Below are 25,051 nucleotides of genomic sequence, written 5' to 3' on the forward strand. Positions count from 1 at the left end.
GCCCGCCGTGGGGAATGGCGCCCGGGGCGCCGGTTAGTACTCCTCTGGCAGCAGCAGCGTGGTGGCGCTGCGATCCGCCTCGGTGATGATCCAGACCGTGAGCGACTCACCGATCCGGTAGGACGAGAGCAGCCTGTCACCGTGAACCAGGGCCTGCTCGTTGCTCTGGCGGTCCTCTTCGGGCACGTCACCCCAGTCGCCGGTGACGTGTCGTCGGAGCAGCGCCATGGGCGAGACCTCGCCTCGCTCAACCAGCTCGTTGACGGCCCGGGTCATCACCACGCGCCCTACATCGAAGCGGCGTGGATCCGGCCTCGCGGCACGTTCGGCGACCCGGTTGAGCGGCTCAGGCGCATCACCTGCCTCGGCGTCTGCCGTCTGATCACTCTCTTCCGGCTCACCGTCATCGGCCGCCGGCGTCGAGGTAATGGTCAGCAGCTGCCCACAGCGAGGCGAGTCTGGCGTCATCTCCCAGGCGCGGATCACCGGCACAAAGCGGTCGGTGAGCACGCGGGTCTCGGTGATGGCGCCGTCCTCCCGCTCGGTGAACTCGGTCTTGGCGACCTTATCCTTGTGGGTGTTGCCCTTGACCACCAGGCAGCGGCCGTTGGGCGCGGTCACCACGCCGGAGATCGCCCCGGCCGCCAGCGACAGGGCCAGATGCCAGGAGGAGAGTCGGCGCACCGGGGGACGCGGCGCCTGGCCGGTCTTCCCGAACACGCTGCCCACCTCGGGCCAGAGCCCCTGCAGCTTCCCGACCTCATCGGCCAGCTGCTCAGCATCGAGCGACACGCGATAGAAGTGGCGCAGCTCGCCCTGAGCCGCCGGTACCACGTATGGCTCGAAGGGCCACACCTCCGGGATCACCTCGGGTATGATCTCCTTACTTCCCACGCGCAGCAGCTGGGCGCGCATCGCCTTGGCCTCCTGGCTGCGCTCCGCCTCACGGCGTCGCACCCGGCGACCCAGGATCACCACCTGCTGAAAGTCATCCACGGCGGCGCGGAAGACCCGCAGCTCGGTGAAGTGGTTGACCAGCCAGCCGGTCAGCTCCTTGTCCAGGGCGTAGTCGGGGACGATCAACACCATCACGCCCCCGACCTGCAGGGTGCCAACGGTGCGCTGGTAGAACAGCTTCTCCAGGCGCCTGCGCCCCTTGCCCTGATAGCGCTCGTAGCCGGCGTGGTCGGCCAGCAGGTCGCCATAGGGCGGGTTGAGCCACAGGCAGCCCATGCTGCGCGGTGAGATCACCGTGTCCATCAGGTCGCCCTGCAGGCCTCTATCCACCAGGCCATCCATCGAGGCGGCCCGCTCGGCGTGATACTCCACGCCGCAGGCCTGAACGCGTTCGCGACCCAGGTGGTGGGCAAGCTCGGCGATGGCAGCACCCTCCCCCGCACAGGGGTCGAGCACTCGCATCCGGCCGGCGCTTGCCGGGCTCAGCGCCTGAAGCACCCGCTCGAGCGACGCCTCATCCGTGGGGAAGTAGCCATTCCTGGCGAAGTTGCGCGCGATGCGCTGAAACATCAGTGCCATGCGACACCTCCTGTCGGTTCGGTATGGTAGACGCGGCCAGAACGGCCGCACCAAGGTGGAGCGAGCGCTCAGGTCTCAGGGGTAAGCACGCCGGCGCGAATCATCCCGCTGAGGCGCAGGGCCAAGTCGTTCTCATCGAGGGAGATCTCCCAGGCCTGAATCGGCCCCTGCGAAAACGAGGCCGGCAGTACCGCCTGCTGGGCATGCAGCAGCGTCATCACCGGCACCTGCCAGTGATCCAGCAGGGGCAGCGGGCAGAGCTCCCGCACGCGAGGCCATAGCCGGTCATCCACCGGGCAGGCGCGCTCCTCGTCGTCGAGCAGAGCAATGCTGTGCAGATTGGCGCGATCCGGCGTGATGCAGCACTGGTCGAAGAGCCACACGTGCACCAGGGTGCCGAAGCGCGTCTGGCGCAACCGGGCAGAGCGCCGGGAGTAGCGGTCCATGTCGCCAAAGACCATGGGGTGGCGAGTGTCGCCCCGGCAGAGATGCAGGGTATCCAGGCCGTTGTCTGCTGCTGGCAGCGTCAGCCTGGCCAGCAGCTCCTGCAGCGCCGTATCCCGCCCCCACAGGGAGAGAAACAGGCACTCACGCTGCCGGCCAATGCAGAACGCATCGGCGTACAGGTCCAGGCACTCATCGAGGGTGTAGAGCTCGGGCATGAGGGTCTCCATCGGTTAGTAAAGAGCGATGGGGACATCCCGAGCCCAGGGCATCGAGATGCCCCGGTGGGGAGTGGCTGCCTCAGGCAGCGGCTTGCCAGGTCTGCGTCGGCGCCTGGAATCGGTAGCCCAATTCCTTCAGTCGACTCACCTGACGGCGGAACAGCGCCCGGTCCACGGTGGGATCGAGCTTGACGCTCTGCCCCAGGGGCCAGAGCAGGCCGAAGAGCTCGGCGTCGGGATTGGCCTCCTGGCCAGCGGCGTGGGTCTCCGGGTCTTGCGGCCTTGGGCCCTCGCCAGCATCAACCTGAGGCGGCGGCGCAGACGGTGCCATCGGCTCCCCCGACCCAGGCGCAGGAGGGTCTGGCGGCACGAGTGGCGCTGGAGCGGCCTCCTCCTCCAGCGGATCCATCTCCGCGGAGTCGAAGCGAGGCCCATGCTGGGTCACCAGCATGCCGTCCTCGGTCAGCAGCATCTCGCCGACCTTGGCGCGGACCTCCACCACCAGCCGGCCACCGGCGAAGTAGCTCGCCGGGCGGATCTCGAGCAGCAGAAACTCGCCCTCAAACACCCCTTCGCTGAACTGGTCCAGCTGAGGATCCTTGATGACGAACTCGCCGATCGAGGCCGCCAGCCGGCCCACGTTGAAGGGGCCGTTGCGCCCATGAATGGTGCGGACGGTTAGCCGTCCGGGGATCTTGATCATCACCAGACTCCTGTTCGACAGGATGCAAAAAGAGCGGACGGGGCCGGCAGCGCCGGCACCCGTCCAAGAAGTCACGGGCAAGCGCCCGAGGTGTCAGAGATAACCCCGCTCCGCGAAGGAGACCGAGTCCGAACCGCCCACCACGATGTGGTCGAGCACGCGTACCTCGATCAGACCCAGCGCCTCCTGAAGGCGCTGGGTGATGCGTCGGTCCGCATCGCTCGGGTCGGGCTCTCCGCTCGGGTGGTTGTGGGTGAAGATCACCGCACCGGCGTTGTGGTGCAGCGCCGCCTTCACCACCTCCCGCGGATAGACCGAGGCGGAGTCGAGGGTGCCGTGGAACAGCTCGCTGAACTCGATCACGCGGTGCTGGGTGTCCAGGAAGATGGCACCGAACACCTCATGGTCGTAGCCGGCCAGCTTGAGCCACAGGAACTCACGTACCCGATTGGGCGTGTTGAGCTTCATGCCTTTGGAGACGGAACGCTCCACCAGCTGCCGCGCCGCATCGATGACATGGTCATCGGGGGCCGCCAGGTAGTTGCCGTCGCTGTCGCGCACGAACAGCTGAGGCGCATTGGATGGGGAGTAGCGAGACTCTGCCGGGAGGGCAGCTGCTGAAGTGTGTGTCATGACCAGAACCTCCGGACATGACCGAGACCGCCCCCTCCGGGAGCGATGTCCCGGTCGGGGTGGGTAGTGAGGAAGGGTTACGCGGCGAAAAGCTGCGTGTGGATCAGCTCGTCGTGGCGTGCCACCAGCAGGTAGTCACCGTGCTGGCGGTCGCCTTGCACGACCAACGCCTCGAGCTCGAGAGCCAGAGGCTGGTGGGGATTCCCGCTGGGCGGGATGCGATGGTGAGCCAGCCGCACCGCCTGGGTCCCTGCCGGGTACCCGGACAGCTGGCTTGCCACGTTCTGCAGCAGCAGCTGGAAGCGTTCGATGGGAGTGACCCCATGCTCCGAGACCACGTGCTCTGCGACGTACATGCAGTCGTCCATGACCCGCTCGCTGATGCGGACCTTGCCCGCAAAGCCGTGGTCACGAGCCAGAAACGACATATCGTAGGATTTCATGGTGGATCTCCTGCGGTAGTGCACACAGGGGACACACCTTCCCCACCGGGGATGTGAATCCCCTGGTGGGTGATGGCACATAAGTGCCGAAGAAGAGATGCGGCATCCAACCCGGATGGGCAGCCTCGTCTCGGGATGCGCGAGGCCTTGGGAGGTGGCGTACCGCCAAGCGGCGCACCCTCGAAACGCCTGGGTGCTGGGGTGCCTCGGTTGGTGCCGGTCGAGACCACCGGGCCGCCGTAGGCGGCACTTGCATGAGTGAGCTTACGACACGAGCATGGAGAGTCAAGCGAGCTCATCACCTCGCACAGCAAAGCGCAGATTACTCACTACTCGGAACAACCAGTAGGACCCTACAGTTAGAAGCATTTGAGGGGCCGATTTCAATGGTTCAGGGGTTAGATATGCTTAGAGTAAGAGAATGGTGAAATATCAACTTTTTGCGGCTTCCCCTTAATCATGTTGGCAATTATTTCAGCAGTACCTGGAGCACCTGACATCCCATAATGTCCATGACCGAATGCATAAAAGATATTTTCATGAACAGGAGATACGTCAATTAACGGAATACTGCTAGGAAAAGAAGGCCTATCGCCAAACCAAACTTCAGATCCAGATGCAGAAAGATCAGGAAAAATTCGCTTAGCATTCCTCAACAATATATCTGCCCTTGACCAGTCAGGGAGAGCTCTAAGCCCAGAAATTTCCACTGTCCCTGCTAGCCTAAGGCCATCTTCCATAGGGGTAGAAAAAAACTTATAATCCCCTGAGACTATAGGAAAATTAGGCATAAAGTTTGGCGACACCAAATTAACATGGTAGCCTCTTTCATTTTCAAGCTTAACCTTGCTCAGGTCTTTTTTCATTAACTCTTTAGACAAAGCTCCCGCACAAATTACCACGTAGTCAGCTTCTAAAGCGCTCAACCTTGTAATTACTTTAACTCCATACTCTGAAGCGACTACTTCTTTAGCATGATCCTGAACAAAGTTGCCACCCATCTCTTCAAAAGCCTCAACCAAGGTATTGACAAGGCGATGAGGACTCACAGTGTAGCTAGCATCATTTATCAAAATCGCATATTTTACTTCTTTAGAAAGAGATGGCTCGACAACATTAACATCTCTATCAAAAAACTCCTCAAAACAAATCCCTGCCTCCTCACGAATTCGTTTAACAAAAAAATCCCCTTTAGAACTGGGCTTTTGTTTGAAAACATGAAGATGCCCAGTAGTCCTAATAAGATTGTTAAAATTTACTGTTCCCAGCATTTTTTTATACTGGTTTAAAACATCGTGATTTAAATCTTTAAGCGCTTTAGATGAATATGTAGAGCGGTCTTCACCTGACTCCATTATCCACCTTAACAGCCACGGAGAAACTTTAAGCAAGTGCCTCCAGCGAACAGATAGTGGACCATCACTATCAAACAACCAAGCAGGAACTTTTTTCCAAATACCCGGTATGGCCATTGGGATTATGGAAGCAGAGCTAATACCACCCGCATTACCAAATGAACAACCATTGCCTGGCTTAAGGTTATCCAACAAGGTAACAGAGTAACCTTCACAGGCCATCCGCAGTGCACAACAGCTACCGACTATCCCAGCACCAATTACTACGACGTTCTTTTTTTTCATAATAGAGTTATCAATATGGAAATACTGAAAAGCCTGGGGCGTTAAAGAAATAACGCCCCAGGGTGATTCGAAAATTACTTAGCAGAGTACCCTACAGCTTCTTCCAAAATTGGTGTAGCCCAGTCTTCTCCCATATCAGAAATTATCTCAGGCCATACCTGACTTCTTGCTACCTCTGCACTTTTTTCAAGCAATTCGTTAGAAACTTCAACAATCTCTGTCCCGGACTCAGCCAGGCGCTTTTCATTAAACTCTTGTGAAGACTCGGCCTGCTCCCAACGTTGTGACTCAAAATTTTCCGCAGCACTCAGAAGAGCAGACTGAGCCTCGCTACTAAGGTTGTCAAATGTGTCTTTATTGACCAACAAGTACCAGAACTCGAAATGAGTATTCTGAGGAATGTAATACTGAGTAACATCCCTCAATGAGTTATAATACCCCTCGGCACCAGCACCTATAGCTCCATCAACAACACCAGTTTGAATAGAAGTAAATGCCTCAGAGAATGGGAGCGGAGAACTAATATAACCCAATGCCTCACCTAGAAGGGAGAATGTTTTAAATGGAGGTACCCTGAGTTTCACCCCACCTTTGTCACTAACACTTTCCACTTCGACAGGCTCCCTATTCAAAGAGATCCCACCAAAATAGACAGGATAGCCTGCCAATACTTTTATATTTTGTTCATCATAACGCTCAGCAACTGCCTCGCGGATAGGGGAACCTGGCCCAAATATTTCCTTTGCTTGATCCCAATCAGATGCGAGATAGGGTAGAAGCCCAATTTGTAGCTTTTTATCAGCACTGCTGGAAATTGGTTGAAGTGCCATTTCCACGGCACCTACAGACACCCTCTCCTGAACTGTGGTGTAATCACCCAAAGAGCTTGCAGCAAAAACCCTAAAGTCCACATCATCGGTTTTAGATGTAACAGACTCCGCTAAAGCTTTCACATTCTGATCATGCTCAGTACCTTGCGGTCTAATGTGAGCTATTTTTAGCGTGCTAGCCATAGCACTAGTTACGTCGAGAGAAACAATAGCACCCAAAAAAATTGCGGAAGCTGTTTTAAGTTTCATGAGTTACTCCTGGTTTTTAATTATTCAACACCGGAATTTAGCTACTACTCAGTAGCCGAATAGGCCCGGAATGGCCATTGACAAACCGGGCCAATATGCTGTTAGAAGCGCTACCGGCATGTAGGCAAAAAACAGCATAATCATTGCAGGCCTGATAATTTCAGAAAACTTAGTATTACCAACCCTGGCAGCCAAGTAAAGAATGCTTGCATATGGAGGCGTAACACCGCCCATTGCTGTGCTAACACCAATTATCGCCGCAAACTGAATAGGACTCACTTCCATAGCTTGCATTAATGGCATAAGCAGCGGAGCGACGAGGATAATTGCAGTAATATCGTTAACAACCATGCCCAGCGCGAACAACATCAAACAAATTAACAGCAACAAGATATACTTGTTTTCGGATATTGAAAAACAGCATCTACTAATTCCTGCGGCACACCATTCATGACAAACATCTGACTAAGAATCAAGCTAAAGAAAATCATGATAAGTATGGCGCCAACAGATGTACCTGCCTCTTTCCCTGCCGAAAGCAAGCTTTTGAAGCTTAATCCTTTATAAATGAGCCAGCCAACCGGTATGGCATATATCACTGCAACAGCAGCAGCCTCTGTAGGAGTCATTATTCCGCCATAAATCCCACCCAGTATAATCACCGGCATTAAAAGAGCAGGCGTAGCTGAAAAACTTCTCTTAGCTACAGAACTAACCTTTTCCTTAAGTGGCAACGGATCATCAAGAATAAGATCAAACTTACGCGACATAATAATATTAACAACAGATAAAAGAAAGGCGACCAACAGACCAGGGCCTAATGTTGCCAAGAAGGCTGCAAGTATAGATGTCTCTGTCACCCAGCCGAATATTATCATGGTAACACTCGGGGGGATCAAAAGCCCTAGAACGGATGAATTAGCTATGAGAGCCGCAGCAAAAGACCTGGGGTAACCTCGCTTTTCCATTTCTGGAATAAGCACAGGGCCGACAGCAGCTACTCCAGTCAAACCACTCCCAGAAATTGCGCCAATAATGCCACAGCTGACTGTGGCAACAACACCCAAACCACCTTTAATTCTTCCAACAAATTCGTTAACTAATTTTAGCAGGGCTTCAGCAATTCCACTCACACTCATTATGGTGCCGGCAAAAACAAACAGAGGTATTGCAAGCAAAACAGGTGAAGAAATCTGTGCATAGCCCCAAACCCGCCTTATTCACGAGGGCGCTGATTGAGCGGTCTGAAGGTACTGGCTGTTGGCATTGCTTATCAGGATTCGCCTCTTCAGCGCGAGTGGCTGTTGAGTAATGCCAGAACGCAGCCCTTTTCCTACTTACTTATAGCTCTTTGGAATCAATGGCGGCCGTCCAAGCAGCCGTGATCGCCGACCGCCGCTCCGGTCGCTCGCTTTCTGATGCTGTGGTGGTCTCGCAGGAGCGTCAGCTCAGTGCGGTCAGCTTCGGTAGCCCCTTCAGCAGCGTCGGCCACCACTTGTCGGCGGCGGCACCCAGATGAACGGTGATTCGCCGAGCGTGCAGCCTCAGCGTGGCGGCGACCTTGAGCACCTGCTCGCGCATCCGGCTCAGGCTCCAGCCTTGTCGGGTTTGCCGCTCCAGGAGGCAGCGCAGGCCATGCAGGACCTGGTAGGCGTAGAGACTGAGCAGCAAGCTCACCTCGTTGCGCGCCATCACGTCCTGAACGGTGGAGGCGCCGCGATCGGTCGACGAGAGGTGCACGTCGAGCGCCGACTTCACTTCGCCCATGTGCGCCTCGGCGCTGCCGCGCTTGCGATAGAGTGCTAGGACCTTCTCTGGCGGCCAGTCGAACTTGCTGAGGTTGGTGACCAGGAAGAAGGCATGCAGCAGCAGGTCATCGGGGCGCTCCTGCACGACCAGCACGACGCGCCGTGGTGCCGGCCAGGAACCGGCTTGGTACTCAAGGTCATGGCACCATTCTCGAGGCTGTTCAGGCGGTCGGCCGCGGGGCCGCTTCAGGTAGGGCGCCGCCAATTTTTGCAGGCCCTTGTGGCTGCGTAACCGGCCCAGATACTCGATGTCGCGCTCTTCCAGCGCCTCCAGCGTGTCGTTGTCGGTGAATCCGGCATCGATGCGCACCCGAACCTGGGCGCCAGTGCTCTCGTTGAGCCGCGTCACCAGATGGGGGATCCATGTATCGGCATTCTCAGCCGGGCCGGCGTTGCCCTCGCGTAGCAGGCCACCGACCATGTCGCCTGTTTCGGCCAGCGAGGCGACCAGCGGCGAGTAGATGCGGGTACCGTAAAGGCCATGGTAGGCCGAGCCACCTTGGTGACCGTGGACCTCGATCGGCAGGCCGTCGATGTCCAGCGTCAGCTGCTTGGGGCGCTCGCCGTTCTTCAGCGAGGTCAGGCGCCAGAGCACCAGCCGCAGCAGGCCTTCGTGCACGGCATCGATGTTGTCGTTGCGGCCGAGGCAGGTCAGCAGCCGCGACAGCGTGGCTTGAGACGGCCGGTCCTGCGCCAATGGCGTCGTCCCGCGCGCGTCGCTACAGGCCAACTGCCAGAGCGGGTCACGGCGCAGCGTGTCGGTATCGCTGAGATCGATCCAGCCCATCGCGCGCTGCAGCACCAGGGTGCGTAGCTGACTGGCCAGGGAGTGGCGGATACGCAGCGGGTGACGCGGATCGACCAGGTTGTCTTCGAGCGCCTCAATCACGCCGCTGTTGTCGAGGGCTTCACGCAGCAACAAAGCGCCGCTGTCGCTGGTGGTGCGGTGGCCGCTCAGCTCGACACGGACAGAGCCGTTGCACGAGGGCGTCCAGGTGGATAGGCTTTCACCCATAGCGGATGGCTCCCTTGGATCAGGTTCTTGGCGGAACACACTGAATTTTCAAGAGGATACCATCCGCTATCTTCGTTTTCAGGGCCGGTCTCATGAATAAGGCGGGCCAAAGCATAACGCCGTTCATCACAGCATCGCCCATCAGCACCATGGCCAGCATACCGCCAGCAAAGCAATAGGGTAGAGGCACCCCAATAGTTAACAGGAATACAAGCACACCAAGTGCAACTGCTGCTGACTCAAGCATTGTTAAGCGCCCCTTTCTTATCATTCAAGCTAACAAAGCGAGTCACTATATTAATCGCTGTAAACAAGCTCATTGCAAGAAGCCCTAAGAACAGTGCCGCATCTGAGTAAATTGTTGGCCAATACAGAACGGGGGTCATCTTCTCCGTTTTTAGAGAGTACATAAAGAAATCCCAAGCCCAAAAAGTAAGCCATGAAGCTATTGACAAACTGACCACATCAGATACAATTAGCTGGACCTTTTTTGCCCAATCGCTTTTGAGAAATATCTCCAAAACGTTCGCTCTTATTTGTTGGTCTTCTCGAGATGCATTTACACTGCCCAATATATATAGCCATAAAACAGGATACATCAACATATCCTGCATCCCCATGAATGATATTCCTAAGACATACCTGGTGATTACTTGAGAAAACTGCAGCCCAGCAACAGCTACTAACAGTGAAGTCAATATTATCTTTGCTGCGGTATTCATCAGAGCCTCGTGAAGTTATGGACTTTTTTTAGTTTCAATTTATACATCACATTTTTCCTAAATTTATTATTATCAAAATTAAAGCTAGCATTGCTACGCCACATTGGTCCAATACGGTTTGATGCGGAGCCTATGCGCCAACATTATAGGCTCTTCGTCGTTGGGTGTGGAATTCGCCCCCTGAGCTGGGCCAGGATATGGCCTCCACGACGACAGGAGGTATGGCATGGACGGCACCCAGATTCTGACCCTCGGCTTGGGCCTGCAAGCGCCCTGGATCCTCAAGGATCAGCACCTGGATACTTCCGTATCGCCCCATCGGCTGGATCTCTACGTCGAGGCCGAGCGAGGCAGCCTCTACCCCTGCCCTGAGTGCGGCCAGGCCTGTCCGGCTCACGATTTCGCCGACAAGACCTGGCGGCACCTGAATTTCTTCCAGCATCACTGCTACCTGCACGCCCGCGTGCCTCGCACCAAGTGCCCTGAGCATGGCGTCAAGCGCATCGAGGTGCCCTGGGCGCGGCCGGGCAGCGACTTCACCCTGCTGTTCGAGCAGGCCGCCATGTCGCTGGTCAAGGAGATGCCGGTGCTGGCCGTCTCCCGGCAGCTGGAGATCTCTGACAAGCGACTGTGGCGCATCGTCCACCACTACGTTGGCCGCATGCTCGGGGAGCTGGATTTGAGCAACGTAGCCACCGTCGGCGTCGACGAAACCGCGTCCCGGCGCGGCCAGCGCTACGTGACGGTGTTTCTCGACATGCAGCGCAAGCGGGAGCCGGTGATCTTTGCCGTCCCAGGCCACGGCAAGGAAGCCATCGAGGCCTTCAGCGCCTTCCTGGCGGCGCATGGCGGCGACCCGGACAACGTGGTCGAGGTCGTGTGCGACATGTCAAACGCCTTCCTCAGCGGCGTGGCCGAGCATCTTCCCAAGGCCGAGGTCACGGTCGACTGGTTTCATATCGTGCAGACCTTCACCAAGCGGCTGGACGAGGTGCGCAAGAAGGAGCGCCGGGAGCAGGGACACCCCAAGTCGCTGCGCTGGGCCCTGCTGAAGAGCCTGGACAACGAGAACCTGACACCCAAGCAGCTGGCATCGCTCCAGGAGCTGGTGGCCGATCAGAGCGCCACGTCCGATGCCTGGGTGATCAAGGAAAAGCTGCGCTGGATCCAGAAGGCCCCGACGCCGCGAGCGGCTCGGTGGCGCATCACGAACTACCTTAAGGTCATGAAGGCGGCGGTCTCCGAGAAGCCACTGCTGAAGCCGATGGGGAAGGCCCTGGCGACGCTGGAGCGCCACGCCGACGCGGTGGTCAGGCGCTGGATCTCGGGACTGACGAACGCACGACTGGAGGGCATGAACGGTCTGTTCCAGGCGGCTCGGTCACGCGCACGCGGCTACCGGAACGAGGTCAATTTCATCGCCATGATCTACCTGATTGGCAGCCCGGTGGGACGCCTGCTCGACCAGGCCAAATCCACGTGAAACGACGAAGAACCACATTATACCTCTTCTACGAATCACCCACCTCTTTTCTACTTGCTTAACTGGAATATTAAATATAATAACTAACAACCAAATATGAAAAAAGAATAAGAAAACCTAAATATTTTTATCCCGCCTTATTCATGGGGCAGCACAAAAAATCAAGATGGCGAGTGGTTTTCTCTTGTAGAATCAAACTGTTCCTGGCAGAACACGACTCAAGAGGACCACTCGCCATGGGTGAAAGACTATCCGCCTGGACGCCCTCGTGCAACGGTTCTGTCCGTGTCGAGCTCAGCGGCCAACGCACCACCAGCGACAGCGGCGCCCTGCTGCTGCGTGAAGCCCTCGATAACAGCGGCGTGATCGACGCGCTCGAAGATAACCTAATTGATCGACGCCACCCGCTGCGCGTCCGTCATTCGCTGGCCAGTCAGCTGCGCACCTTGGTGCTGCAGCGGGCGATGGGTTGGATCGATCTCAGCGATACCGACATGCTGCGGCGTGACCCGCTCTGGCAGCTGGCCTGCAGCGATGCCCGCGGGATGACGCCCCTGGACCAAGATCGACCATCTCAAGCCACGCTGTCACGACTGCTAACGTGCCTTGGCCGCGACGACAACATCGATACCGTGCACGAAGGCCTGTTGCGACTGGTGGTCTGGCGCCTGGCCTCGCTGAAGCATGGCGAGCGCCCCAAGCAGCTGACCGTGGACATCGACGGCCTGCCGATCGAGGTCCACGGTCACCAGGGCGGCTCGGCGTTTCATGGTCTTTACGGCGCACGCTGTTCTGGTCAAGTCGTAGCGGACACTTTTATTAAGCTGCTTCCGCGATTTTCTCGATCTCCCTCGGCGTGTGGTAGCCAAGGGTCGAGTGGAGCCGGCAGCTGTTGTACTCCATCTCGATATAGGTCACGACGTCGCGCCTCGCTGACTGGCGGGTCCAATACCGCTGTCCCTCCAGCCATTCGCTCTTCAGAGAGCCGAAGAAGCGCTCCATGACCGCATTGTCCCAACAGTTCCCCTTGCGGCTCATGGAGGCCTGGAACCCGTGCTTTGCCAGTCGTTCGCGATACGCACGGGAGGCGTACTGGCTGCCGCGATCCGAGTGGTGAAGCACGCCTCGGGGAGGCTGTCGGCGGCCAATTGCCATCTCCAGGGCGTCCAGGGTGAGTGACGTCTTCATATGGTCGGCCATGGCCCAGCCGATGACCTGTCGGTCGTAGAGGTCCAGCACGGCCGCCAGGTACAACCAGCCTTCCAAGGTCCAAATGGCAGTGATGTCGGCCACCCACGCCTGATTGGGCTCAGGCACCGTGAACTGCCGCTTGAGCAGGTTGGGAGCCACTGGCAGCCCGTGGTCGCTGTCCGTCGTATGCCGGTAGCGGCGACGCTGTCGGCAGGCGACACCCGCTTCCTGCATCAGGCTACGCGCCTGATAACGACCGACCGTATGACCTCTGCGACGGAGTTCCTTAGCCATTCGCCGGCTCCCATAGCTACCACGTTTCTGATCGTGGATGTCCTTGACCTCCCGGTGCAGGCACTGGCGCTGCTCATCGGGTTCACGCTGACGCCAGGCATAGAAGCCACTGCGGCTGACGTCCATGACACGGCACAGCACCGCCACTGGGAAGGAGGCCTTCTCCGACTCGATGAACTGGTATCTCAGCTCGACTCTCTCGCGAAGAAGGCCGTGGTCTTTTTTAAAACCTCCTTTTCAATCCGCAACTTACGAACTTCTTCGCGAAGCTTCTTGATCTCGGCATCCCGCTCATCTGCCTGGTCGTCAGTCACACCATCCTCCCGGTCACGTTGCTGGCGACACCAGCGATCCAGCAGGCTGCGATCGATATCCAGCCGCCTGGCAGCCTCGGAGATGGCATAACCCTCTCCTCGAACCATGTTGACCGCCTCAGCCTTGAATTCGTCGGAGTACCGACGTCGCGTCTTCTTGGTCATGAACACCACCAATGCCTCCAGTATGAGGCTTACCGGGGTGTCCGCTCCAATTAGACCAGTTCACGCATCTACTCTCCGCTGGTCGCCTCGCTGGCCGAAACCGGCGATATGGTCGGCGGGCTGCTGCGCGAGGGCAACGCCGGCCCGGCTGAGAATGCCGATACCTGGATTCCCCACCTGGTGCAGCGACTCAACGAGAGTACCGGGGCCCAGATTCGGGTGCGTATCGATGCCGGTTTCACCGACAACGACACGCTGGAGGCCCTGGAGGATCGCCATATTGAGTACCTGGGCCGGCTACGCAGTCACACGGGGCTTCAGGCGTTGGCCGAGCCTTATCTACGGCGCCCGCGAGGCCGCCCACCCGAGGCGCCACGCGAATGGTGTCACGACCTTGAGTACCAAGCCGGTTCCTGGCCGACACCTCGGCGCGTAGTGCTGGTGGTGCAGGAACGTCCCGATGACCTGCTGCTCCATGCCTTCTTCTTGGTCACCAACCTCGGCAATTTCGACTGGCCGCCGGAGAAGGTCTTGGCGCTCTACCGCAAGCGCGGCAGCGCCGAAGCGCATATGGGCGAGGTGAAGTCAGCGCTTGATGTCCACCTCTCATCGACCGATCGCGGTGCCTCCACCGTTCAGGATGTGATGGCTCGCAATGAGGTGAGCCTGCTGTTGAGCCTCTACGCGTATCAAGTGCTGCATGGTCTACGCTGCCTCCTGGAGCGGCAAACCCGACAGGGCTGGAGCCTGAGCCGTATGCGCGAGCAGGTGCTCAAGGTGGCTGCAACCTTATCGCTACACGCTCGGCGTATCACGGTGCAGCTCGGCGATGCGGCCGACAAATGGTGGCCGACGCTGTTGAAGGGACTACCGAAATTGACTGCGTTGCGCTGAGCGGTGACGAATGTTAGAGATTAAGGCGGCCATGCTGATGGCTGGCGAACACGGCTGGCCTAATGGCCACTGCATATGCATTCAGCTTATAGATGTGACAGCAAAGCCTTTTAAACAGGCATAAGAAGGGGGCTCCTCAGGTAACACACTGATCCCGACTCAGTCGACAAGCCATGGGGCCATGGCGTACTTTTGGGCATCCTCATGAATAAGCCAGGTTCACGCAGCAGCAAGGCACCACTGTCGCTGGTCGTACACTGACCGTTCCGGTGGACACACCCAGAGCCGCTGCACGAGGGCGACCATGTCGTTAGGGACTCAACAATGGCGATCAGTCCTCTTGAACCAAGTCCTTACAACCTCTTGATTCCACGATAAAACTATTCGCCACCTCCATTCCAGGTCTGCCTCATAAATATCCCGGCCTGCCTATTTCACGATAACATCCGAAAATCCGAATGCATTAATCCAGCTCTTCATTTAACATCGCTGTCACAAGGTCGAGAAAGCTAGTAGCTAGCATTGACGGAGGCCTATAACCCGGCAACACTGCACTATAGTGAAATTCGATTACTTCACTTAATGGTTTTGCCACCAACCCTCTTTCACCATATAAATTGGCTGTCAAAGGGTCCACTATAGAAACCCCACCACCGTTCAACACCATCTCGCACGCGACACTAGAAAGTTGTGTGTCCAGCCTTATTTTACGCTGCACTTTGTTATCTAAAAAAATCTTGTCAACAAATGGGCGAGAGTCTTGATTCTGGCAAAAAGAAATATAATTCTCTCCTTCAAAATCATCTATGCTTACAGTATCTTTCATTGCCATCCAATGATTCTTTGGCATGACAACTTTCATAGGACTAGACTTTAAATGTATAACTTTTACTGATGGGTCTTCAATCTTAAGGCCTATAAAACCAATATCACATTGCTGTGTTGCCATCCAGTCTAAAACTTTCTGAGAGCTGTGAGACTGGAGTGTTATTGTAATGCCCTCTTTTTTTACTGAAAACTTGTTCACCGCTTCGGGGAGCAAACAATGGGCTATTGCAGGCATCCCAACAACAAACAATCTCCCAGTTCTAAAATCCTTAATCTCCTTTGCTGATTCGGCAATTTTATCAAGACCAGTAAAAACTTTTTCCACATCATCAAAAAAGGCCATTGCTTCTGGAGTTGGAAGCAGCCTGCCTTTATCTCTATGGAATAAAGAAAAACCAACATTATATTCTAAATCTGATATAAGCCTGCTTGCGGCAGGCTGCGAAATATGCATTGCTTTGGCTGCTTGAGTAACGGTCCGATATATCATTAGTGCACGAAAAGCTTCGATTTGCCGCAAATTCAACATTTATCACACCTTAATACAAAAAAATACTTTCCATGCAAAAAAACCGCACACCATGTTCATTAAACTGCTTTATTGAACATCCTTTGCCAAAAGAATAACGCCCTCTTCCGATTAATTCATTATCGCCTTGCAATATCCGCTGCAGTCAGACAGAAACCAGTCCATAAAAAACTGAAAAATCAATAGGGGCCACACCTTTATGGAATAGTTTATTTATATCGCACCTTACAACACAAATTTTTTGAGTCCAATACACCTCAATATTTTTTAAAGATTTTTGATGTATCCCAATTCATTGGGTGCGCCCAAAACCAAATAATATACTATCTGGCCAAGAAGTGTAGGCCTGATCTCTGCCGGTCAGCGCCGGGGAATCAGGATCAGCGGCCGGCCCGTCCGGCTGGATACCCAAATGCTGGCCGCGTTCGGCGGTAGTTGTCAAGGAATATGTCGCCTCTGAGGTCATTTAGGCTACCTGTTTTTCCGGTTCGACAACGGTGACCTGAAGCTCCCGCTCGGGGTTGAGCGATACGGTAGCGATGGGCGTCCAGTTGCGCGTCTTACCGCTCCAACGGGCGGGGTTGGCCTCCCGGGCCGCCTGATTGATGGCATGGCGCTTGGCCAGCACCTCGGTATCCTCCCCAGCATGTCGTTGTGCCGGTGTCACCAGGCGGATCCCGCTGTGGCGATGCTCGTGGTTGTACCATTGCACGAAGCCAGCCACCCACTCGCGGGCATCGTCGAGCGTGGCAAACCCGTCGACGGGGTAGCAAGGCCGGTACTTGCAGGTCCGGAACAGTGCCTCCGAGTAGGGGTTGTCGTTGCTGACCCGCGGCCGGCTGAACGATGGCGTGATGCCGAGCTCATGCAGCTTCTCCAGCAACGTGGCGCCCTTGAAGGGGCTACCATTGTCCGCGTGCAGTACCAGCGGCTTGTCAATGATCTGCTCGGCCAGCACCGCCCGTTCCAGCACGGTGCAGGAGTTGTGGGCCGACTCGGCCAGGAATACCTCCCAGCCGGTGATCTTGCGGCTGAAGAAGTCGATCATCATCACCAGGTAGTAGTACTGCCCCTTGATCGGACCGCCCAGCCACGTGCAATCCCACGACCACACCTGATTCGGCGCAGTGGCCTGGTAGGTCGTCGGCCTGGCGCGGCGTTGAGGTGGCTTGGCACGGCCCCGGTGCACTACTTCACGGTGCTTGCGCATCACCCGGTAGAACAACGAGGGTGACGCCAGGTAGCGCTGCTCCTCATCGAACAAGCGCACCACGATCTGCTCTGGCGGCAGGCTGGCGTACTCGGGGCGGTGGCACACGTCGAGAATCTCCTGCTCTTCGGCCGGTGTCAGCGCGTTAGCCGGCACCGGCCGGTCGACCAAAGGGCGCCGGTCCTCGTGCAGCTCCCCGCCGCGCGTCCAGCGCTGGTACGTCCTGGCGGTGATGCCCAGCTCGCGGCAGGCGGCCTCCAGGCGGGCCCCTTGGGACCGGGCTTCTTCGATCAGCGCGATGGCGCGTTGGCGATCTGGGGTGCTGATCATGCGTCCTCGTCCCCCCAGATCGCCCTCGCCTTTTTTCTGAGGGCCAGTAACGCTGCGGTTTCTGCCAGGGCCTCGTTCTTGCGGGCGAGCTCCTTCTCCAGGAATTTGATGCTTTTACGCTGCTGCCTGGCCTCGTCGGCCTCACGTTGGCGTTCCGAGTGGGAGAGGCTGGCGGCCTGCTCGCAGTCGTGACGCCAACGCTCCAGCTGCTCGGGATAAATCCCTCGGCGGCGGCAGTATTCCGCAGTTTCCTGGGCGTTCATCGAGGCGGTCTCGATCACGGCGCTGAACTTCTCCTTGGACGACCAGCCATCGGCGCCCTTGCCCAGAGTATCCGGCAGGCAACGCCCCTCGGCGCGGGCTTCCTTGCGCCACTTGTAGACGGTGCCCAGCGAGATCCCCTCCTGCTCCGCGATCACCTGCGGGGAGAGGTTGTGGGGAGGCAGCAGCTTAGTCACTACGGCTTGCCGGCGCTCCTCGGAGTAACGAGGCATGAGTGTCTCCTTTCGCCCCCTGGTCGGTTTATAAGAACAGGGTATCAGAGGGCACGACACTCATCCTGACACTGGGGGTCGGCGAGTACCGGGTGCCCACTGCGCTGTGGGACTGCATGAGCCGCTATGCCTGCTGGCTGGAGCCCGCGATCACGCATGGGTGGGTGCAGCTTATGCAGGACTACAACCCGCAGGCCGATGTAGGTCTGCTACACCGGGCGCTAACCTGGCCGGAGAGCCGGCGTGAAACGCACAAGGTTCGCCGACTGATCGCCAGGCACCTGATCCGGCCGGCACCGCTGCACTGCGTGTGGTCCCACCAGGATCTGCACCGCCACCATTACGCGGTGGACCACTGCTTTCCGTGGTCTCGCTGGCAGAACAACGATCTCTGGAATCTGCTCCCAACCACCGAGCGAGCCAACGCCGCTAAGTCCGACCGCCTGCCCGCTGCTGCACTAATGGAGCATGCCAGGCAGGACATCCTGGCCTGGTGGGAGATCCTGGACGCAGAACCGGCGGTCTCAACACCTACATGCAGAAGGAACAGCAGCTCAAGCAGCTGCAGGACGAGCTCGACAAGCTGAAGTACGACGACTGCCTAAAGACCGAGCTAGATTTCAAGAATCACCTCGAAGACCTGATGCGCGAGTTCGACAAGTCAGCCGCTGACGTCATCAAGCTTCTGGATCCAACGCATACCGCTGACAAGAGCTCCAGCAGCGCCAAGAGCACCGGCCGCGCCAAGCGCAAGCTGAAGATCTACAAGAACCCGAACACTGGCGAAGTCGTCGAGACCCGCGGCGGCAACCAGAAGACGCTGAAGGCGTGGAAGGAGGAGTACGGTGCCGAGACCGTGGGAGGGTGGCTGGTGAGGACGGAGAACTGACGACTGAGAACACGAGTAGAATTTCTAGATGGAAACAATTAAACAAGACATCTTTTATAAAACAAGCCTAGAAGCCAATATCATTTCTCCTTAGAACAAACATACAAGAAAGCTTCAAAGCCCATTACTCCATCTAAAAATTATCTAGTGGAGCAATGGGCTGAAAACAATACGCTTTGTTTATGTGGCTACAATTAATTAGCCGCTGTAACTACCAATTCTAGCAACACGTCTTCTCCAAGGTCTGCCACCCCTAAAGTCGCTCTGGCAGGCAGGTTTTCGGGACCAAACCACTGGACCCAGACGTCGTTCATCCCTTTCTTTAGCGACAAGTCAGAAACATAAGCAGTAGCCGAGACAATACACTCCTTTTTAGTTCCGGATTCAGCAAGATAATTTTCCAGCTTGTCCAATACCTGCTGAGTCTGCCCTGCCATATCCAAGCTGAGATCATCTGCGATGATGCCACCAAAGAACACAAAACCATTGGCTTCAACTGCACGATGCATAATTGGGGTAGGGATACTGCGCTTGATCATGACTAACTCCTTTGATTGCCTGACTTCAGGCGTGGTGTCACTCTTTTCGGCATGCCGAAAAATGAGCAAGATGTATAATGCGGAATAGCAGTAGATCAGATTGAGGAGTGATTACCATTGAAACGTGTAATCGAAAATGGCTCAATCGGGTAGGACGGCTCGCGCCCCATAGCTAGGTCAGCCACGATTTCCCCAGTAATGGGACTCAGCTGAAAACCATGGGCCGAGAAGCCGAAGGCATGAATAACGTTCTCGGATGTACTGCTCGAGCCCAACACTGGGATTTGGTCTGGCATAACGGCTTCCATCCCTGCCCAGGTACGGACAATGCGCGCCTCATTCATAAAGGGGAACAGGCTCAACACAGTGTCTGCATTTTCTGCCAAGCCACCAAGGCTGGTCTCGGCAACCTGACGGTGTGAATCGACTTCCCCACGAATTCCTCCGCCGATCATCACGGTACCATTCTCAAACTGTTTAAAGGAAAGTAACCTGGAGGTAGCCCCAATAACCGGACCGAGAAATGGTTTCATTCGCTCAGTAATCATCAACATCGGCGCCTCCGCTGCGAGAGGCACTGGCTCACCCAGCCATTGACAAAAAGTTCCCGCCCAAGCACCAGCACAATTGATGAGGATGTCAGCAGTAAACCGGTGGGTGCCAGCCTGAACCTTCCAGCCGCTGCCACAGGCCTCCAGGTCAGTGACAGTCACACCTTCGAAGAAACTTGCGCCCTGCCGTTGAGCCAAGCGCCTCCAGGCTGTAACCGTACGATAGGGGTTGGCATAACCATCTCCGTCGCAGGCAAGCCCGCCAGGGCTATGGGGAGACAGAGCAGGTACACGCTTACGGAGCTCGTCGCGAGTAATGAGGTACTCGTGGTTGAATCCCAGAGAACGGACCTGTCGCTCACGCTCAGCCAGCGTCTCCAAGTCTGCACTATTCTCGGCGACCATGATCTGCCCGACCGGGCGAAAACCACAGTCGTCCCCTACTACCTCGGCCATGCGTTGCCAACGCTCCCAGGCCGCCATGGCCAATGGGATCTCCGCAGGATGCCTGCCTAATCGCCGCACACCACCAGCGTTAACACCTGAGGCATGACGGCCGGCATAGTCCTTGTCGATCACAGTGACCCGATGGCCCTGGGCGCTGAGATGGACAGCGGCACTACAGCCATGGAGACCTCCCCCGACAATCACAATCCGCGCACTCATCTCGAAATATCCTCAGCGGCTGTAGCCAGCTGCCCCAAAGTAATGGGTTTAAAGGGAGGGCGAAGCCGATAGTAACCAGTCTCGCTAACGCTCTGGCCGTTGGCATCGGCCAACAGTTCGCTAACCGTCAGGCCACACATACGTCCTTGACAGGGTCCCATTCCGCATCGAGTAAATGATTTGGTCTGGTTAGGTCCACGACACCCCTGATTTGCCATGTTCCGCACTTCACCTGCAGTAACTTCCTCACACCGACAGACAACTGTATTGTCCTCCGGAAGGCGCCATTGTGCGGCCGGTTGGTAGAGGGTATCGAGGAAAGGACGAATAGCCGTTTCTCGCTTTAATTCACGCCGTAGCCGCTTCACTTCCGCTCGGATTTGATCTTCATTAACACGACCTAGAGCGATGGCGGCACCCAGGCCTGCTAGCCGCCCCTGAAAAGCAGAAGCTTTGGCTCCTACGATGCCACCAGCATCTCCAGCGACCGAGACCCCCTCGACATCTGTTGCCAACCAAGTGTCCGTTCGCGGACGCCAAGACAGTTGCCGCTCGTCCCAATCATGTGTGCAGTCGAGCGCCCGAGTAACCTGTGTACTTTGTGTTTGGTACTACACCCTGATGCAGTAGCAGCAGCGGTGTTGTCAAGGAGTGCCACTCAGGATCATTGCCACATCGCCAGCGGACACGCTCTAGTCGGTTCTCGCCTTCGGCCTCCAGAGCCGTTACATGCCGAACATGCCTAACTCCTGCACGTCGCAGTTCGGCCAATAGCCCCACGCCCTTGAGTAGAGTTCGAATATTTCGTAGCGCACCTGGCATTAGCGGGAGTGCATCCCGGTATTGGCCTGGCGACGAGGTATCAAGCAAGGCAGCAATGGGAACCCCAGCGCGCAAATATTGCACGGCCAGCAGTAAAAGAAGTGGCCCACAGCCAGCGAGAACAACCGGTGCCGAGGGCACCAAACCACAACTCTTAAGCATAATCTGCCCGCTTCCGGCAGTCATGACTCCGGGCAGGGTCCAGCCCGGAACCGGAAAAGGACGCTCCATGGCACCATGAGCGAGAATGACATGTCGGGCTCGAACCATCGACGCTTGGTCACCTTGGAGGAGCCCGACCTCAAGCTGCCTGGTGAGCTGCCAAAGGGTAGTCCCAGGCCGATAATCAATGCGTGGATCATCAAGCCCATCTACCAGCTCCTCACCACACCAGTAGTCATTACCAAGAATTCGCCGCTCCTTGATCGGCGTAGTCTCAATTGAACGATAAATCTGTCCACCAGGCGCCGGCTGTTCATCTACCACCACCGCGGTGATGCCATGGGCCACGGCAGCGGCGGCAGCGGCCATACCGGCAGGCCCACTTCCAAGTATCACCAAGTCATGAGTCGTCATCAGCCGAGCCTCCTTGCGCCGTGTTGAGAGCGAATCTGCATGCCGTCCTTCACATGGACCTGGCAACCCTGGACATTAGGGACGTCGTCCACCTCGACCAGACACTCAAAACAGACCCCCATCATACAGTAGGGGCCTCTCTGGGATCCGCTCACCGGCGTGGGACGACATGCTTCGACGCCGGCCGCGAGCAGCGCCGCTGCAATGGTATCGCCATCCTGGGCAGTAACCTGCCGGCCGTTGAAGTAAACGATCACTGTTTTCTGCATAGGCGCATCAGGCGGGGTTAGCCGTTTGAACATCGAATCTCTCCGCGGTGAAAGGAACTATTTCGCTAGGTGAGGAATCACCAGCGATCCAGGGGGCAAGGCGTTTGGCATGGGCTGCAGCCAAGGTCACACCGCTATGGCAGCAGGCCACGAATGCGCCCGGATGAGAGAGCGAAGCTTGATAGAGCGGATAGCCATCAGGTGTCATCACTCGCAGCGCACCCCAAGTACGTACTATGCGCGTCTTGGCTAGCGCCGGCAGGGCACGCACAGCCCGTTGGGCGATATGCGATAGCACAGTAACTATTCAGGTGGCTGCGGATGGGGTATCGCCAACCAGCTGATTTTTCTGGCATAGTGCACAGCATCATTCGGCACACCTATGCGGTGATATGACCATCAGCGATATCAACGTCGACGAGGCCCTGGAGCGGGTCCGGCAGCAGCTCAAGGAAGACCAGACGGTCTCGCCGTCGCTGCGTGCCGCCATCGATGTGCTGATGCTGCTGGTCAAGCTCATGGCCGATCGCCTGGCCACCAGTAGCCGCAACAGCAGCAAGCCACCGTCCCAGGATCCCAATCGCCAGCGCCGCTCGCGCGCCAAAGGCGAGCGGCGCCCCGGCGGACAGCCAGGGCATGAGGGTAAGACGTTGGCGCCGGTGACGGACCCCGACGAGGTGGTCAAGCTCCGTGTCGATCGTCGGCAACTCCCCAAGGGGCGTTCTTACCGCCCGGTCGGCGTCGAAACGCGCCAAGTGCAGGACATCGTAATCCAGGCCGTGGTCACCGAATATCAGGCTGAGGTCCTCGAAGATGATCAGGGGCAACGCTACGTGGCGCCATTCCCCGAGGGCGTGACTCGCCCCATCCAGTATGGCCCTCGCCTCAAGGCGCATGTCGTCTATCTCTCCCAGTATCAGCTGTTGCCCTATGCGCGTATCCGCGAGTTGCTCACCTCGCAGTGCGGCCTGTCGCTGAGCACCGGCACCCTGTTCGCCTTCAACCAGGAGGCCTACCAGCGGGCCGAGGCGTTCGCCGAGTGGGTGATCCCGGCGCTACGTGAAGCAGCCACCGTCCATGCCGATGAAACCGGAATGCAGGTCGGTGGCAAACGCTACTGGCTACACAGCGCCTCCAACGAGGCCCTGACCTGGTTGGCCCCGCACCCCAAGCGCGGCCAGGAAGCGATGGACGCCATCGGCGTATTGCCCTTCGTGCGTGGCGTGCTGGTGCATGATCACTGGAAGCCCTACTACCGCTATCCGGATTGCCGGCACGCGCTCTGTAATGCGCACCACCTTCGGGAGCTGACAGCGGCCTGGGAGAACGATGGCCAGGCATGGGCCAAGGCCTTGCATGACCTGTTGTTGGAGATGCATCGCGCCGTGGAGGTGGCCGACGGCTGCCTCTCGGCCGATGAGACCCGAGCCTGGCGGCAGCGCTATCGAGATTGCCTGGCGAAAGGGGACGCCGAGTGCCCCCCGCCGGTGAAACCGCCACCTGGAACGCGAGGCCGGGCCAAGCGCACCAAGTCGCGCAACCTCCTGGAACGCCTCCAGGCGTACGAGGACGACGTGTTGCGCTTCCTCGACGACCCTGCCGCTCCCTTCACCAACAACCAGGGGGAGCGCGATCTGCGAATGACCAAGGTCCAGCAGAAAATCTCGGGCTGTTTCCGCTCCTGGGAGGGTGCTGAGATCTTCTGCCGCATGCGTAGCTTTCTCTCGACCGCCGTCAAGCAAGGGGTAGCGGCGCATACCGCACTGGAGCAACTGTTTGCGGGGGAGGTGCCAGCCTTCAAGCAGCAAGAAGCCCCGACTCAGCCAACCGGTGCTGAATAGTTACATAGCACAGGAGTTTCTGTGCCCTCGTCAAAACCGACATCTTCATGTGAATCACCTAGCAAAATTGAGCCTTCCCCTGTCTGGCGAAGGTACGTGGTCGGAAGATTCAGAAGTGGGCTCATGCGCTCAGTAACCAGGATCTCGCCTCGGTTAGGCACCAGTGGTGCTTGCAGACCAACCTGAGGAGCTAGAAGGCGGTTACCGAGACCGGCGGCGAGCACCACGCGCTCCGCATGGACTCGCTCACCTTCACGCTCGATTACAAAGCTATCCCCTCGCTGTTGTACTCGGTGAACCTTGCTGCCAGGAAGGAAAGTACCGCCAAAGCGAAGAAAACCGGCATGCAATCCACGTAGCAAATAAAGAGGATTGGCATGTCCATCCCAGCGTGACCATGAGGCTCCCGTGACACTCTCCCCTATTTCCGGAATCATTTCGCGTAGCTGTTCATGATCGAGCATTGCGAAATCAAACTGCCCGCCAGTTGCCTTGGACAACGTGGTAAGTTCAGCCTGCCTCAGCTCTATTTCCTTGTGGCTGTAGCAGAGATGCAAACCTCCCGGCGCTTGGTGTTGTGTTGCTACCCCAGTGAGCTCCCAGAGTTCTTCCGATAGGCTGGGCCACAAGGATGCAGAACTCATGCTCCACTGTGAGTAGCTCGGGATTTCGAGCCCTTTACCCTGAACCCAGACCAGTCCGAAATTGCCTCGAGATGCTCGATAGGCAACATCGCCCTCATCGAGCACAGCGACACGGTAGCTGGCCTTAGCCAGGCCATAAGCAATAGCACTGCCTACTAGCCCACCACCAACGATAGCAAAATCATAAGTATTCATTTGATCGATTCACCCATTGCCGATCAGTAATTTGTCTAACCCAGAGACATGATCCAGCATCAGAACCAAGAAAGCCGTTAGAA

Annotated in this window: 22 protein-coding genes and 4 pseudogenes; 6 read left to right on the top strand and 20 right to left on the bottom strand. The window is 57.1% G+C overall.

The window, feature by feature from the left end; genetic code table 11:
* Positions 1-33: 33 nt before the first annotated feature.
* From B6N23_RS08295 to B6N23_RS08345, 10 genes and pseudogenes are all read right to left on the bottom strand, one after another.
* Positions 34-1,587 (bottom strand): DUF6094 domain-containing protein, encoded by a 1,554-nt coding sequence (locus B6N23_RS08295; protein WP_439649844.1) that lies wholly within the window; start codon positions 1,585-1,587, stop codon positions 34-36.
* 17 nt (positions 1,588-1,604) lie between these two features.
* Positions 1,605-2,198 carry a hypothetical protein gene (locus B6N23_RS08300; protein WP_305503617.1) on the bottom strand — a complete coding sequence of 198 codons (594 nt, stop codon included), beginning with the start codon at positions 2,196-2,198 and terminating at the stop codon, positions 1,605-1,607.
* Positions 2,199-2,280: 82 nt separating this feature from the next.
* The gene (locus tag B6N23_RS08305; protein ID WP_305503619.1) at positions 2,281-2,904 is read right to left on the bottom strand and encodes a DUF3275 family protein; all 624 of its coding nucleotides are present in this window, start codon (positions 2,902-2,904) and stop codon (positions 2,281-2,283) included.
* Positions 2,905-2,997: 93 nt separating this feature from the next.
* Positions 2,998-3,537 carry a RadC family protein gene (gene radC / locus B6N23_RS08310; protein ID WP_305503626.1) on the bottom strand — a complete coding sequence of 180 codons (540 nt, stop codon included), beginning with the start codon at positions 3,535-3,537 and terminating at the stop codon, positions 2,998-3,000.
* Between the two features lie 77 nt (positions 3,538-3,614).
* A complete protein-coding gene (locus B6N23_RS08315) occupies positions 3,615-3,980 on the bottom strand; it encodes a hypothetical protein (RefSeq protein WP_081137640.1) in 366 nt (121 codons plus the stop codon).
* Between the two features lie 398 nt (positions 3,981-4,378).
* Complete coding sequence (locus tag B6N23_RS08320; protein ID WP_305503630.1) at positions 4,379-5,620, bottom strand: NAD(P)/FAD-dependent oxidoreductase; 1,242 nt, start codon at positions 5,618-5,620, stop codon at positions 4,379-4,381.
* Between the two features lie 74 nt (positions 5,621-5,694).
* Positions 5,695-6,699 carry a TRAP transporter substrate-binding protein DctP gene (dctP, locus tag B6N23_RS08325; protein WP_081137644.1) on the bottom strand — a complete coding sequence of 335 codons (1,005 nt, stop codon included), beginning with the start codon at positions 6,697-6,699 and terminating at the stop codon, positions 5,695-5,697.
* A gap of 48 nt (positions 6,700-6,747) precedes the next feature.
* Positions 6,748-7,838: pseudogene (locus B6N23_RS08335) on the bottom strand (TRAP transporter large permease).
* A 304-nt stretch (positions 7,839-8,142) separates the two neighbouring features.
* Positions 8,143-9,561: an IS1380 family transposase gene (locus B6N23_RS08340; protein WP_305501048.1), complete on the bottom strand. Its 1,419-nt coding sequence runs from the start codon at positions 9,559-9,561 to the stop codon at positions 8,143-8,145.
* A 200-nt stretch (positions 9,562-9,761) separates the two neighbouring features.
* Positions 9,762-10,244 (bottom strand): TRAP transporter small permease, encoded by a 483-nt coding sequence (locus B6N23_RS08345; protein ID WP_081711937.1) that lies wholly within the window; start codon positions 10,242-10,244, stop codon positions 9,762-9,764.
* 226 nt (positions 10,245-10,470) lie between these two features.
* Here B6N23_RS08345 and B6N23_RS08350 point away from each other — a divergent pair, with 226 nt between their 5' ends.
* Positions 10,471-11,727, top strand: coding sequence for an ISL3 family transposase (locus tag B6N23_RS08350; protein WP_103679974.1), 1,257 nt, complete (start codon positions 10,471-10,473; stop codon positions 11,725-11,727).
* Positions 11,728-11,924: 197 nt separating this feature from the next.
* Positions 11,925-12,536, top strand: a pseudogene (locus B6N23_RS08355) (transposase); the annotation flags it as partial.
* A 10-nt stretch (positions 12,537-12,546) separates the two neighbouring features.
* Here B6N23_RS08355 and B6N23_RS08360 read toward each other — a convergent pair.
* Positions 12,547-13,691 (bottom strand): annotated as a pseudogene (locus B6N23_RS08360) (IS3-like element ISPa133 family transposase).
* A 60-nt stretch (positions 13,692-13,751) separates the two neighbouring features.
* On the opposite strand from B6N23_RS08360, the pseudogene B6N23_RS08365 reads away from it, so the two are divergent.
* A pseudogene (locus tag B6N23_RS08365) lies at positions 13,752-14,585 on the top strand (IS1380 family transposase); the annotation flags it as partial.
* 463 nt (positions 14,586-15,048) lie between these two features.
* Here the strand turns inward: B6N23_RS08365 and B6N23_RS08370 are convergent.
* On the bottom strand, positions 15,049-15,942 hold the full coding sequence (locus B6N23_RS08370; RefSeq protein WP_305503639.1) for a LysR substrate-binding domain-containing protein: 894 nt from the start codon (positions 15,940-15,942) through the stop codon (positions 15,049-15,051).
* Positions 15,943-16,408: 466 nt separating this feature from the next.
* Positions 16,409-17,976, bottom strand: a protein-coding gene (locus tag B6N23_RS08375) for an IS3 family transposase (protein ID WP_305503641.1) whose coding sequence is annotated in 2 segments (ribosomal slippage) — positions 16,409-17,511 and positions 17,511-17,976 — 1,569 coding nt in all. Because the reading frame shifts where the segments join, the coding sequence is not laid out codon by codon here.
* 2 nt (positions 17,977-17,978) lie between these two features.
* On the opposite strand from B6N23_RS08375, the gene B6N23_RS08380 reads away from it, so the two are divergent.
* Both B6N23_RS08380 and B6N23_RS08385 read left to right on the top strand, forming a co-directional pair.
* A complete protein-coding gene (locus B6N23_RS08380) occupies positions 17,979-18,563 on the top strand; it encodes a DUF8808 domain-containing protein (RefSeq protein ID WP_081137668.1) in 585 nt (194 codons plus the stop codon).
* Positions 18,512-18,865, top strand: a complete 354-nt coding sequence (locus B6N23_RS08385) for a histone-like nucleoid-structuring protein, MvaT/MvaU family (RefSeq protein WP_305503643.1) — start codon at positions 18,512-18,514, stop codon at positions 18,863-18,865. Before B6N23_RS08380 ends, B6N23_RS08385 begins: the two co-directional genes overlap by 52 nt.
* A gap of 194 nt (positions 18,866-19,059) precedes the next feature.
* Here B6N23_RS08385 and B6N23_RS08390 read toward each other — a convergent pair whose 3' ends face one another.
* The 6 genes from B6N23_RS08390 to B6N23_RS17045 form a co-directional block, all read right to left on the bottom strand.
* Positions 19,060-19,404, bottom strand: coding sequence for a RidA family protein (locus B6N23_RS08390; protein ID WP_081137670.1), 345 nt, complete (start codon positions 19,402-19,404; stop codon positions 19,060-19,062).
* 95 nt (positions 19,405-19,499) lie between these two features.
* A complete protein-coding gene (locus B6N23_RS08395) occupies positions 19,500-20,621 on the bottom strand; it encodes an NAD(P)/FAD-dependent oxidoreductase (protein WP_305503646.1) in 1,122 nt (373 codons plus the stop codon).
* Positions 20,618-20,839 (bottom strand): hypothetical protein, encoded by a 222-nt coding sequence (locus B6N23_RS08400; RefSeq protein WP_305503752.1) that lies wholly within the window; start codon positions 20,837-20,839, stop codon positions 20,618-20,620. Before B6N23_RS08400 ends, B6N23_RS08395 begins: the two co-directional genes overlap by 4 nt.
* A 343-nt stretch (positions 20,840-21,182) precedes the next feature.
* The gene (locus B6N23_RS08405; RefSeq protein WP_305503647.1) at positions 21,183-22,019 is read right to left on the bottom strand and encodes an FAD-dependent oxidoreductase; all 837 of its coding nucleotides are present in this window, start codon (positions 22,017-22,019) and stop codon (positions 21,183-21,185) included.
* Positions 22,019-22,321 (bottom strand): (2Fe-2S)-binding protein, encoded by a 303-nt coding sequence (locus B6N23_RS08410; protein WP_305503649.1) that lies wholly within the window; start codon positions 22,319-22,321, stop codon positions 22,019-22,021. Before B6N23_RS08410 ends, B6N23_RS08405 begins: the two co-directional genes overlap by 1 nt.
* A complete protein-coding gene (locus tag B6N23_RS17045; RefSeq protein ID WP_369425086.1) occupies positions 22,296-22,586 on the bottom strand; it encodes an NAD(P)/FAD-dependent oxidoreductase in 291 nt (96 codons plus the stop codon). Before B6N23_RS17045 ends, B6N23_RS08410 begins: the two co-directional genes overlap by 26 nt.
* A gap of 94 nt (positions 22,587-22,680) precedes the next feature.
* On the opposite strand from B6N23_RS17045, the gene tnpC reads away from it, so the two are divergent.
* The gene (tnpC, locus tag B6N23_RS08415; RefSeq protein ID WP_305503651.1) at positions 22,681-24,129 is read left to right on the top strand and encodes an IS66 family transposase; all 1,449 of its coding nucleotides are present in this window, start codon (positions 22,681-22,683) and stop codon (positions 24,127-24,129) included.
* On the opposite strand, the gene B6N23_RS08420 is transcribed toward tnpC, so the two are convergent.
* Complete coding sequence (locus B6N23_RS08420; RefSeq protein WP_305503653.1) at positions 24,108-24,968, bottom strand: NAD(P)/FAD-dependent oxidoreductase; 861 nt, start codon at positions 24,966-24,968, stop codon at positions 24,108-24,110. The two genes, tnpC and B6N23_RS08420, sit on opposite strands and share 22 nt — an antisense overlap.
* Positions 24,969-25,051: the final 83 nt, after the last annotated feature.

The sequence above is a fragment of the Halomonas alkalicola genome (assembly GCF_030704205.1).
Classification (GTDB): Bacteria; Pseudomonadota; Gammaproteobacteria; order Pseudomonadales; family Halomonadaceae; genus Halomonas; species Halomonas alkalicola.